The following is a 12,044-nucleotide window of genomic DNA, read 5'->3' as shown; positions in this document are numbered from 1 at the left end:
ACATTCTCCAACAGTTCCCTAAACTGTTGGAGCTATCACTTGCGTAGCAGTTAAACAGTCCAGTGGACTGTTTAAGGGGGGCACCTGAAAATGGGACTGCCCCCAAAGATAAGAATTATCCAACCAGCAGTGGTTCATTGGTGTTAAAGCACCTCATAACTGTGCATGGGAAAGACTTCTTGGCAGAGCCAACAAGTCTTACTCCCAACCACTGTGCCTAGCAAATAAAATTGACCAAAGAATAAGGCTGAGAACTTTTGTCTCAGCCTCTTTTTGGTTAGCGAAAACCACCAGTTATGTGGCTGCTTCCAGAGAGCTTTGAACCTCGTATTAAAAGTCCTAAGATAATTAGTTTCGATTTCTTGTAACCTCTGGTTCAGAACTTTTTCAATTTAGTAATTTTTCAGTAGAAGCTTGTTAAAGTGACCCCAATCATATAAACTATAAGTGAAATAAACTGAAAGAGGGCAGATCTATGACCTTACTTCAAGAGATTAATATTAGAGATAATAAGCGTCTGGTATTAGGGCTGAATCTCGCCTCTCTCCTACTCTGGTTTCCTTTTCTTTATCTATTCGCTAAGCTTATTCCCATAGTAACTGGTAGCTCAGGAATTCGCCTTAATATTAGGGCCTGGGAACCCTTCGCTCTCATTGCTTTGATCATGACTATCTTTATCCTGCATGAGGGCATTCATGGTATCTTCTTCAAACTTTTTAAGCCTAAAAGCAAGGTTAAATTTGGTGTGATTTGGAGATTCTTCATACTCTATACTACCTGCTCAGGTTCCTTTTATAGTAAGGGCAAAATGCTAGTCATTGGAACTAGTCCTTTTATTATCAATAGTCTCCTATTAACTGTTGTTCTAGCACTAGGTTGGCTATCGGATCCCATTTACCTCTTTATTGTCAGCTTGCATGCGGCTGCTTGCAGTGGCGATTTTTACTATGTGTATATCATGACTTGGAAATATCGTAACAATAAGATTCTAGTAGAAAATAACGAAGAGGGGATTAAGATTTTTCAGGGCTAGTCTTCTAAGTCAGGTCTAACTAGCCAGTCATCTACCAAGTCTATCCGAACTTGGTTTTTTTGCTAAAAAATCGATGAATTACTGAGTTCAGAATAATCAGATAATAATAATTGTGTTAAAATATAGGCAACATCGGCGTGAAAGGTGGTATTTTATGCGTATTTCCCTAATTCAAATGGATATTTTATATGGACAGCCTCAAACTAATTTCGAGAAGGTTTTGGAGCTCCTAGAGCAGGCTGCCCAAGAAAATCCTGATGTTATTGTTTTACCTGAAATGTGGAATACAGGCTATGCCTTGTCCGATTTAGACCGGCTGGCTGATAAGGATGGCCGGCAGACTCAGCAACTGCTTAGTAAGTTTGCTAGAGAGAATAAGGTAGCTCTTGTCGGCGGTTCAGTGGCTGTCAAAGAAGGCAGTCATTTTTTCAATCGAACCTATATCTATAACAAAGAGGGGCAACTCTTAACAACCTATGACAAGGCTCACCTTTTTGGTTTGATGGCAGAGGATCGCTATCTGACAGCAGGATCTGACCGAAGCCTCTTTGAAGTAGCTGGCATTAAAGCAGCTTCTGTTATTTGCTATGATATTCGTTTTCCTGAATGGTTGCGGACCCTCATGTCTGATGGGCCTCAAATTCTCTTCGTCGTAGCAGAGTGGCCTCAAATCCGAGTGCAGCAGTGGGAGCTTCTCTTAAGAGCCCGTGCTGTTGAAAATCAGGCCTATGTGGTGGCGGTTAATCGAGTAGGAGATGATCCTGACAATCATTTTAGTGGGCATTCCATGGTTATTGATCCTCTGGGGAATGTCATCCTTCAAGCACCAGATGATGAGACAGGGATCTTTACGGCCGACTTGAACTTAGCCCAAATAGCTCAGGTCCGTGGAAATATTCCAGTTTTTGAGGATCGCAGACCAGAACTCTATCATTAGGAGGATAGCTATGAAATTTGAAACATCTGATTTATTAAAAGACTTACCCAAACAATTTTTTGCAGATCTAGTGGCCAAGGTTAATGCTAAGATTGCTCAAGGGGCTGATGTCATCAACCTCGGTCAAGGGAATCCTGACCAGCCAACCTACGACTTTATTGTGAAAGCCTTGCAGGATTCTGCAGCCAAGCCAGCCTCCCATAAATACTCCCTCTTTCGCGGGAATCCTCCTTTCAAGGAGGCAGCAGCTGACTTTTACAAGACAAATTATCAGGTTGATTTAGACAGCCAAACAGAAATCTGTGTTTTAGGAGGATCTAAAATTGGCTTGGTCGAATTACCCTGGGCCTTAATGAATCCTGGTGACCTCTTGCTCTTGCCTGACCCAGGCTATCCAGACTATCTCTCAGCGGTTGCTTTGGGGCAGGTGGATTGTGAGACTTATCCTCTACTGGTAGAAAATGACTTCCTGCCTGATTTGACTGCCATTCCCGAGGAGACTGCTCGTCGTGCTAAATTCATCTATATTAACTATCCCAATAATCCAACAGGCGCTGTGGCCACTCCGGAATTTTATGAAAACTTGGTGGCGTGGGCCAAGAAATATGAAGTCGGTGTCGTCAGCGATTTTGCTTATGGGGCTCTGGGTTACCAAGGCTATAAAAATCCTAGCTTTCTATCCACACCAGGTGCTAAGGATGTTGGCGTTGAGCTCTATACCTTCTCCAAAACCTTTAATATGGCTGGCTGGCGTTTAGCCTTCGCAGCTGGTAATGCAGATATGATTGAGGCCCTCAATCTCATTCAGGATCACCTCTTTGTCAGTATCTTTCCTGCCATTCAGGATGCGGGGGTGGCGGCCTTATCGGATCCAAGAGCCAAAGAGGCCATTGTAGCCCTCAACCAGAGATACGACCAAAGACGGAAGGCCTTCGTCCAAGCAGCTGCCCAGATTGGTTGGCAGGCCTTCCCGTCTAAGGGGTCCTTTTATGCCTGGATGCCTGTGCCTGAGGGGTTTAATAATCAAAGCTTCGCGGATCTCCTGTTAGAGAAAGCCCATGTTGCCGTTGCCCCAGGAATAGGGTTCGGTCAGGAAGGTGACGGCTATGTCAGAATCGGTCTTTTGGTTGAGCCAGACCGGCTGGTTCAAGCTGTTGAGCGTATTGGACAGCTAGACTTGTTTTAAACGAACCAAAGTATAAGCTGTCCCACTGGGGCACTGGGGGCCAGCAACCCTGATCAAAATCATGTATTAGGGTTCCTTTAGACTTGTTTTTTTAAGCACCTATCATGTACTGATCCCAAAAAGTTAGATAAGAAATTATCGAAAGGATTTAGTTCTGTATTGGACAGGGCTAAGTCCTTTGAATTTTATTTTAAATCGCTTGTTGGTGTAGTAAAAAATGTAGTCTGTAATAGCTTGTTCAAGTTCGTCAAGTTTGATAAGATTTCTCAAAACCGTAGAACATCTCAGATTTGAGAATACCGAAGAAAGATTTCATCATACCATTATCAGGACTATTTCCCTTACGTGACACAGACAGATGAATGCCTTCATCGGGTAAAAGCCTGAGGATATCCTGATATCCTTGATGATATCGAAGACAATCGGCAGTTCTGGTTTTTGCCCAATCAGGCACTTTCCAATGGTCTCTATGTCTCTATGGTGACCGAATATTACAATTCCTGATCAGATTTATAATTTTTTTGCTCGCTATAGCTGGTTCTACCTAGTTCTTAGGCATAATCTATGGCATTTGGACTGGGTCATTAACCATACGTTTTTTTTAATATTTTTGCGGACAGGAGAAATCTTGGCAAGATGATTATCATAAACGCTTTTAAGGTCTCTACAAGTTTTTATAAAAATAAGCATTGGAACTTTACCACTAGCTGCTGCCTCCTATAGAGGAAAAAGCAGCTTTTCTTTTCAATTTATTTTCGAAAGTTCCTCCTAATCTTTTCAGTCTGTCATTGGCAAATTAAATCTCTCATGGTACAATTAGAGAGTGAAATCAGAAAATATTAACCAATAATAACAATAACGATGATAGGAGATAAGTTACTAGAGCGCAGGGGGAAAGGCCTATTATGAAATTGATTGCCGAGTTAAATATCTTAAAGCGAAAGGGGCTAATCGTTTGCTTAAAACTATTGGGGCTCCTGCTCTGTTTCCCTTATTACTATCTCTTTTCTCGACTGGCTGTCGCTATCACAGGCACTTCTTCCTTTTATATCAACTGGTGGGAACCTTTTTTCTTTCTCTTCGATTTAGTCCTCCTGTTAGTCATTCACGAGGGGATTCATGCTTTCTATTTAAAGTTGTTTAACCCCAATAATCCTGTAAAATACGGTTCCAAATGGTATCTAGGCTTTTTTAATGCTGCCAGTCCAGGTTCCTACTATCCCAAAGGGCAGATGCTGATTGTTTATTTGGCTCCTTTTGTCCTAACCAGTCTCGTTTTAACCCTCGTTTTAGCTCTGGGTTGGCTTTCTTCTTTAACCTATCTCGTTTTGAGCGTTCTGCATACGGCAGCCTGCACTAAAGATTTTTATTTTGTCTACCTTATTTTTTGGAAATACCGCAAATATCAGCTCTTGATTGAGATTAAAGAGCTGACAATCAAGTTTTATCAGGCTTGAGAATTGGCATAGAGAAAATCTAAAATAATATTTTGAGTCAATTTTTCACAGGCCAAACTTAGTTTTAGAGCAATGAATGCTCTTGGTTACAATATTGAACGAAACGGCAAGAAAGACCATCATTTCAATAAAAGAAATGAGAGGCTTTTTTATTTATATGCAGGCAGTCATGCAGATTTGTTTAAAATGTGAAGGCAGTTCTTGATGAGCTGTCTTTTTGCTTTCTGTGTTCCTAAGCTGATGAGACAGTCCAATCTATTCTAGAAAATTGAGGAAAAAATATGATGAATCAAGTTTTCTGCTATGCTAGAAAATTACTATTAAAGTAAATGCTTGCACAAACGACAAAAATTTCCCAAACTTACCAAAAACAGGAATTCCAAGTTATTAACTGACTCGATAAATCATGACACATTTAAATTGAAATGGATAGGATGAAGAAAGGATGAGCAGTGACCTATTCTGAAAAAACGAATTGCTCATAGTGACTGCACTCATCCTTACATCTATCGTAAAAGAGAGACTCATAAGAAACATAATGCTTGATTTGACACTGGTTAGCTAAGGGGACAAACAGCCATGATAGCTTAGCCCTCACCCACAAAGCATTGTAATCTCTGAAGATTACGTATAAAAAGTACGATTGAAGATCTGACAGTAATTGAAAACAGACTTAACAATCTTTCTAAAACCTCCTTGATGACACATCTTCTAAGATATTTTTAGAGACAGGCTAACTTAGAATTTGGTAAATTTCTAAAAATGATCAGTTGCCAATAAATAAAAGCCAATTAGCTTGTTTAGTTCCTCATAAAATGGTAATATGACATCAATGTCATCAAAAAAACTAGAATGTTACAATTCGATTAAAAGGAGTAGAGATGAAACGCAAAGAAACGTTTGGTTTTCGCAAGAGTAAGATCAGTAAGAGCCTTTGTGGTGCCTTGTTGGGAACTGCTATTGTTGTGTCTGTAGCAGGTCAAAAGGTACTAGCTGAAGATATGATGAACAGCACAACATCAAGTATTGATACAACAGCAGTTGTTGGAACGGAGACTGGGAATCCCGCAACCAACCTGCCTGATAAACAGGCAGACTCTAGCAGTCAAGCAGAGACCAGTCAGGCTCAGGAGGGAGAAAAGACTGGTTCGATGCCTGTCAATGTAGCGACCACTGAGCTTGACGAAGCCGTGAAATCCGCTACTGAAGCTGGTGTAACAGTATCACAAGATGAAACCGTTGACAAGGGAACTGTGGGGACGTCCCAAGAAGCAGATGAAAAATCAAGTGAAATCAAGGCAGACTACAGCAAGCAAGCGGAAGCCATCAAAACCACAACAGAAACCTACAAGGCTGATGTGGCTGCTAATCAAGCAGAAACCGATCGTATCAATCAAGAAAATGCCGCCAAGAAGGCCCAGTATGAACAGGCTTTAGCCGCTAACAAGGCTGAAGTTGAACGCATAACCAATAAAAATGCTCAGGCCAAGGCCGACTATGAAGCCAAATTAGCTCAATATCAAAAAGATTTGGCAGCTGTCCAACAAATTAATACAGATACTCAAGCTGCCTATGCAGCGGCTAAGGAAGCTTATGAAAAAGAGTTAGCTCGCGTACAACAAGCCAATGCAGCTGCCAAGAAGGCTTATGAAGAAGCTGTCGCAGCCAATAATACCCAAAATGCAGCTATCGCTGCAGAAAATGTCGCCATCAGGCAGCGCAATGCCCAAGCCAAGGCTGACTACGAAGCCAAAATGGCTCAATATCAAAAAGACCTAGCGGCAGTCCAAGCAGGGAATGCGGCTAATGAAGCCGACTACCAAGCCAAAAAAGCGGCTTACGAGCAAGAGCTAGCCCGTGTGCAAGCGGCTAATGCGGCTGCCAAAACAGCCTATGAGCAAGCAGTCGCTGCTAACACCGCCAAGAATGAAGAGATTAAGGCGGCAAATACTGCTATCAGGCAGCGCAATGCCCAAGTCAAGGCTGATTACGAAGCTAAATTAGTCCAATATCAAAAAGATTTGGCTGCTGTTCAAAAGAATAATGCAGACAATGAAGCTGACTACCAAGCTAAACAATTAGCCTACGAAACTGAATTGGCTCGGGTGCAAAAAGCCAATGCCGATGCCAAGGCAGCTTATGACCAAGCTGTTAAGGACAACCAAGCAAAGAATGCTGAGATTGCAGCGGAAAATGCCGCTATCAGGCAGCGCAATGCTCAAGCCAAGGCTGATTACGAAGCCAAATTGGCTCAATATCAAAAAGATTTGGCTGCTGTTCAAAAGAACAATGCAGACAATGAAGCTGACTACCAAGCTAAAAAATTAGCCTACGAAACTGAATTGGCTCGGGTACAAAAAGCCAATGCCGATGCCAAGGCAGCTTATGACCAAGCTGTTAAGGACAACCAAGCAAAGAATGCTGAGATTGCAGCGGAAAATGCCGCTATCAGGCAGCGCAATGCTCAAGCCAAGGCTGATTACGAAGCCAAATTGGCTCAATATCAAAAAGATTTGGCTGCTGTTCAAAAGAACAATGCAGACAATGAAGCTGACTACCAAGCTAAAAAATTAGCCTACGAAACTGAATTGGCTCGGGTACAAAAAGCCAATGCCGATGCCAAGGCAGCTTATGACCAAGCTGTTAAGGACAACCAAGCAAAGAATGCTGAGATTGCAGCGGAAAATGCCGCTATCAGGCAGCGCAATGCCCAAGCCAAGGCTGATTACGAAGCTAAATTAGCCCAATATCAAAATGACTTAACCCAATACCAAAAAGATTTAGCTGACTATCAAACCAAGTTAAAAGCTTATGAAGATGCTCAAGCCACTTATAAGGCTGCCTTGGCGGAACTGGAAAAACACAAAAATGATGATGGCTATTTACCATCACCAGAATCGCAACCCTTTATTTTTGAGCAAGAAAAAAATGCCACCCTCGAAATTACATCGGGAGATAAAGTCTATAATGCTGACGAATTTTATGCCGAAGCAGATAAAATGGACTATATTAAGGCAGATACGCCATTTAATACAGAAAAGAGACGAGTGGCCTATGACCACTTTTGGGGTGGAATTCAAGATAGTGCAGATTGGCCGGGCAAGCGAGTATTTTTGCCAAAAGGTAAACCTGTTGTTGCACGGTACAGCAACCTAAAGAATTCAGAGTTGAATGGTAAAAGGATTGCGTCTGCCGAATTCATATATACGTTAAAAGATACCAGTCTTAATGCTGATAAAATACCTGCGATGCTATATGATGATCCTACACAAACAATATATTATTTTGAGTTCTTTGGCTCACAGAGTATTGATGTCGACATTAAGTTTTATGATGAAGATGGAAATAAGATCGATGCAACGGGTGCCTTGTTAGATTTCTCTTCACTTAACAGAGGACATGGCTGGCCGCAGTATAATGGTATAAATACAATTGAAAAGGTTAATTATCATACGGGAACGGCCATTGAAATAAACGGCTCTTCTGTAAAAGACAATGGGGATGGCTTATATGCTGCTACTCCAAACTATACTAAGGCCAATCAGTCAAGATTTGAAAGCGGTGAATGGGATAGTTCGGATTCCCCATTGAATTGGTATGGAGCTATTGTTGGTAAACAAACTGGTCCCGATATTAAATTTACGCTTTCTGCCGAAAACGCTTCGGGAATATGGTTCGCTTTTGATTCTAAGATAAAGGCAAAGGACATTCCTAATAAACCGATGGAATCTGAACCAACACCGCCAGTAGCCCCAACTCAGCCCTCAGAACCTGTTTACGAGGTCGAAAAGGACTTGGAGCCAGCTCCGGTAGAACCAAACTACGATCCAGAGCCAACACCGCCGACTCGTACGCCGGATCAGCCGGAACCAAACAAACCAGATGAGCCTAACTATGAAGTAGAAAAACCATCAGAACCGGCCCCAGTCAAACCCAACTACGATCCAGAGCCAACGCCGCCAACTCGTACGCCGGATCAGCCGGAACCAAACAAACCAGATGAGCCTAACTATGAAGTAGAGCAGCCTCAGGAACCAGCACCGGTAGAACCCAACTACGAATCGGAGCCAACGCCGCCGACTCGTACGCCGGATCAGCCGGAACCGAATAAACCGGCTGAACCCAACTATGAAGTGGAGCAGCCTCAGGAACCAGCCCCAGTCGAACCCAAGTACGATCCGGAACCAACACCGCCGACTCGTACGCCGGATCAGCCGGAACCGAATAAACCGGCTGAACCCAACTATGAAGTGGAGCAGCCTCAGAAACCGGCACCGGTCGAACCCAACTACGAATCGGAGCCAACGCCGCCAACTCGTACACCGGACCAGCCGGAACCAACTAAGCCATCTGAACCCAACTATGAAACTCTGCCAACCCCACCTGTTGACCCTGTTTATGAGAAGGTACCTGATCCAGTCAGCGTGCCAAGGGTTCGCTATCACTACTACAAATTAGCGATTCAGCCAGGTGTAACCAAGACAATCAAGAATAGCGATAATCTTGATATTGATAAGACTTTAGTAGCTAAGCAATCAACTGTTAAGTTCCAATTGTTGACCGCAGATTTACCAGCTGGTCGTCCCGAAACGACTTCCTTTGTTCTGGTGGATCCATTGCCAAGTGGCTATCAATTTAATTTAGAAGCTACAAAGGTTGCTAGTCCTGGCTTTGACACTAGCTATGATGAAGCTACGAATACAGTAACTTTCACGGCCACTTCAGAAACATTAGCTAATCTCAATAACGATCTGACTAAGGCGGTTTCGACCATTTACCCAACGATTGTTGGCCAGGTGCTGAATGATGGTGCTATCTATACCAATAATTTCACTCTGACGGTCAATGATGCCTATGGTATTAAATCAAATATCGTTCGGGTAACCACTCCAGGGAAACCAAACGACCCTAAACATCCAAACAACAACTATATCAAGCCGCACAAGGTCAATAAAAATGAAAACGGCGTGGTGATTGATGGGAAGGCTGTCTTAGCTGGTTCAATAAACTACTATGAATTGACTTGGGACTTGGACCAATACAAGGGTGATAACTCTGCTAAAGAAAGTATTCAAAAAGGATTCTTCTATCTAGAGGATTATCCAGAAGAAGCCCTCGACCTGCGTCCAGATTTAATCAAAATCACTGATGCTAGTGGCAAGACCGTAACAGGTATTAGCGTGACTGATTATGCTAACCTTGAAGCAGCTCCAGAAGTGGTTCGTAACATGCTTCAAAAGGCTAATATCGCACCAAAAGGTGCTTTCCAGCTTTTCACAGCCGATGATCCGCAGGCCTTTTATGATGCTTATGTGGTTACCGGAACAGACTTGACCATTGTGACACCAATGGTTGTCAAGGCTGCAATGGGTAAAACAGGTGGCGGCTACGAAAACAGGGCCTATCAAATTGATTTCGGTAACGGCTATGAGTCCAACCCAGTGATTAACAATGTCCCTAAGATTGATCCGAAGAAGGATGTGACACTGACACTTGATCCCGCCGACTTGACTAATATTGATGGGCAAATGATTGCTCTCAATCAAACCTTCAATTATCGTCTGATTGGTGGTATCATTCCACAAAAGCATGCTGAAGAGCTCTTCGAGTATAGCTTCGAAGATGATTATGATCAGACAGGTGATAAGTACACGGGCCAATATAAGGCCTTTGCCAAGGTTGACCTTACCCTCAAAGATGGTACTGTCATCAAGGCAGGTACGGACCTGACCCAATATACTAAAGCCCAAGTCGATGAGGCTGATGGTCGGATTCTTATCAGCTTTAAGGAAGACTTCTTACGGTCTGTCTCTGTTGATTCGGCCTTCCAAGCGGAAGTTTATCTGCAAATGAAGCGGATTGCCGTTGGAACCTTTGAAAATACCTATGTTAATACGGTTAATGGCATCACTTATAGCTCAAACACGGTTCGCACCAGCACACCGGAGCCTAAGACGCCAGAAGATCCTAAGACTAGCCATACGGTCCTCTATCGTCCGGTTAAGGAAAAGGCTTATCAGCCGGCTCCGCCACAAACCGGTCACCTGCCAGCTACTGGCGATACTAACAATGCTTACATGCCTCTATTAGGATTAGTTAGCCTGACAGCCGGCTTTAGTCTGCTTGGCATTCGCCGTAAGAAAAACTAAGATATATTGCAAAAAAATGAGAAAGCACACCTTTCTCATTTTTTCTGTATTTTGAAGAAAAAACGAACAAAATGAGTTTTCTATTATTTAGAAAGTCATCCTGTTCGTTTTTTATTTAATTTACCATTTTACGGGGCTTGACGATTCTTGAAATCAAAACCTTTTGGACCTAAGTTTTTCTTTAATTTATTAGCAGAAAACGTTTAATAAAGGGAAAGAGCAGACTTAGAGCAATGATGCAGGCTAAGGTTTCACCCAAGCAAGAAGAACTATTGATAATAGCAGAGTAGACGAGAGCTGACTGCCCCTTAGGAGCGTAGCTTCCCCAGAAAATAATTCCAGCAATAAAATGGATGATATAGCGAGACAGGCTGCCGATTAAAATCCCAAGAACCATAATGGCCCAGCTCCTTAAGGGCTGATTTTTTTTAAGAGTTTGATTGAATAAAGGCCTGATGATGCCGGCAAAGCCGATCAAACTAAAGGCAACGAAGTATTCTAAAAAACCTTGCCAGAGATTGAGCCAACCCCCAGCTGCCTGACCAAGCGCAACTTGCAGGATCCCCCAGATCAAGCCTGCTACGATAGCAGGCTTGGTGCCTCGGCGAAAGGCGATTAAAAAGATAGGGACCATCTTAAAGGATAAGGAAATCCAAGGACCGATTGACATCGGCTGGGTAAAGAAATCCAGTACCATGGCCAGACCAGCAAAGATAGCTATTTCAGCCATCGAAGCAACATTTGTTTTTTGCATAAAAAATCCTCCTTAGCCCAGTCTGACTGGGCAATTGATTTGATTTGCCACAATCAAAACTGAGATAAGCAGGACTTTGACTAATCCACTTATTTCTGCACATCCCTTACGCAAGCATTACCTTGTTCAGGTTCAAAGAGTTTAGACACCCAGACTTTACGCAAAACTCCAATGTTATGGAATTTACTTAAAACTGGGGGTCATTCTCAGCAAAAGCTCCTCTTGTGACGCCTACATCATAGCAGAAATCTGCTCATTTAACAAGTTCCTACTCTTGCTACATTTCCTAAATCATCAGCAGATCTGCTAAATTAGTGGCAAATGACCTGGCAAAGTACTTTTCCCTATAAATATATATTCAAAAAACTACATTAAACAAAGTGACAATATGCAGATGCTTCAAAAATAGCTTAAATAAAGCAAATGCATCGTATTAAGTTTTTTAGGAGGGAGGAATTAGAAGCTGAATTATAATCATTCTGTAATAAACAGAAAAATGTTATATATTTTTCAAAACCATGGCGTAGC

The 12,044-nt window shown here is 42.4% G+C and carries 6 protein-coding genes, 2 pseudogenes and 1 riboswitch; of the genes and pseudogenes, 6 read left to right on the top strand and 2 right to left on the bottom strand.

All coding sequences use genetic code 11. From position 1 onward, the window contains the following. Positions 1 to 475: 475 nt before the first annotated feature. From ACFSN5_RS07315 to ACFSN5_RS07305, 3 genes are all read left to right on the top strand, one after another. Positions 476 to 1,033: a DUF3267 domain-containing protein gene (locus ACFSN5_RS07315; protein WP_165329494.1), complete on the top strand. Its 558-nt coding sequence runs from the start codon at positions 476 to 478 to the stop codon at positions 1,031 to 1,033. A gap of 154 nt (positions 1,034 to 1,187) precedes the next feature. Next, positions 1,188 to 1,970, top strand: a complete 783-nt coding sequence (locus tag ACFSN5_RS07310) for a carbon-nitrogen family hydrolase (RefSeq protein ID WP_165210040.1) — start codon at positions 1,188 to 1,190, stop codon at positions 1,968 to 1,970. 10 nt (positions 1,971 to 1,980) lie between these two features. Next, positions 1,981 to 3,156, top strand: coding sequence for a pyridoxal phosphate-dependent aminotransferase (locus ACFSN5_RS07305; RefSeq protein WP_165210042.1), 1,176 nt, complete (start codon positions 1,981 to 1,983; stop codon positions 3,154 to 3,156). Between the two features lie 135 nt (positions 3,157 to 3,291). On the opposite strand, the pseudogene ACFSN5_RS07300 reads toward ACFSN5_RS07305, so the two are convergent. Then, positions 3,292 to 3,523: pseudogene (locus tag ACFSN5_RS07300) on the bottom strand (IS3 family transposase); the annotation flags it as partial. Positions 3,524 to 4,061: 538 nt separating this feature from the next. On the opposite strand from ACFSN5_RS07300, the gene ACFSN5_RS07295 reads away from it, so the two are divergent. The 3 genes and pseudogenes from ACFSN5_RS07295 (at position 4,062) to ACFSN5_RS07285 (ending at position 10,762) form a co-directional block, all read left to right on the top strand. Beyond that, positions 4,062 to 4,613: a DUF3267 domain-containing protein gene (locus tag ACFSN5_RS07295; RefSeq protein ID WP_165329493.1), complete on the top strand. Its 552-nt coding sequence runs from the start codon at positions 4,062 to 4,064 to the stop codon at positions 4,611 to 4,613. An 881-nt stretch (positions 4,614 to 5,494) separates the two neighbouring features. Next, positions 5,495 to 6,976, top strand: a pseudogene (locus tag ACFSN5_RS07290) (putative cross-wall-targeting lipoprotein signal domain-containing proteiin); the annotation flags it as partial. Beyond that, complete coding sequence (locus ACFSN5_RS07285) at positions 6,956 to 10,762, top strand: antigen I/II family LPXTG-anchored adhesin (RefSeq protein ID WP_398601183.1); 3,807 nt, start codon at positions 6,956 to 6,958, stop codon at positions 10,760 to 10,762. The pseudogene ACFSN5_RS07290 and the gene ACFSN5_RS07285, both read left to right, overlap by 21 nt. Positions 10,763 to 10,943: 181 nt before the next feature. Here ACFSN5_RS07285 and thiT read toward each other — a convergent pair whose 3' ends face one another. After that, the gene (thiT, locus tag ACFSN5_RS07280) at positions 10,944 to 11,516 is read right to left on the bottom strand and encodes an energy-coupled thiamine transporter ThiT (protein WP_004227545.1); all 573 of its coding nucleotides are present in this window, start codon (positions 11,514 to 11,516) and stop codon (positions 10,944 to 10,946) included. 85 nt (positions 11,517 to 11,601) lie between these two features. Beyond that, positions 11,602 to 11,749, bottom strand: a riboswitch (TPP riboswitch). Between the last annotated feature and the right edge of the window lie 295 nt (positions 11,750 to 12,044).

The organism is Streptococcus tangpeifui (assembly GCF_044503215.1).
GTDB lineage: Bacteria > Bacillota > Bacilli > Lactobacillales > Streptococcaceae > Streptococcus > Streptococcus tangpeifui.
Note: the sequence above shows the minus strand (reverse complement) of the source record. Positions and strands in the feature narration are given on the sequence as shown.